This window comes from Streptococcus mitis, from assembly GCF_946190115.1.
Classification (GTDB): domain Bacteria; phylum Bacillota; class Bacilli; order Lactobacillales; family Streptococcaceae; genus Streptococcus; species Streptococcus mitis_CO.
The window spans coordinates 1-391 of the sequence record NZ_CAMHZG010000056.1 but is presented as its reverse complement, the minus strand read 5'-3'; the positions used below and the strand labels follow the sequence as shown (position 1 = coordinate 391).

Below are 391 nucleotides of genomic sequence, written 5' to 3'. Positions count from 1 at the left end.
GTTGATAAGGATAACATACATTTCATTAACGTTGTTTTTCCAGCACCATTCGGTCCTAAAAAACCATAGATTTCTCCTTCAGCAATTTGAAGGTTGATACCACTTAAAATTTCTTCTTTATCAATTGTTTTAAAAACTTCTTTTATTTCAACAATATTTCTCATTTCTATCTCTCTTTCTATATCTAGCTTTAAATGCAAGAATTTTTCTTCAGGAGCATAAATACCAACTTATACAGTTTCTTCGTTTAAATAAATCATCAAAAAATTAGCACTTTCCTTCCATTAAATTTAGCTATACTACTTGATATTAATATCTTTTCTTGAAATAGTATAAATTGAAAATGAAACAATCATTAAACTTATGAAACTAGCAAATATTAAGAAGAATA

The 391-nt window shown here is 25.8% G+C and carries 1 protein-coding gene; it reads right to left on the bottom strand.

All coding sequences use genetic code 11. From position 1 onward, the window contains the following. Positions 1 to 164, bottom strand: a 164-nt coding sequence (locus N8L90_RS09380; protein ID WP_261025221.1) for an ATP-binding cassette domain-containing protein, incomplete at its 3' end; no start/stop codon positions are given. Positions 165 to 391: the final 227 nt, after the last annotated feature.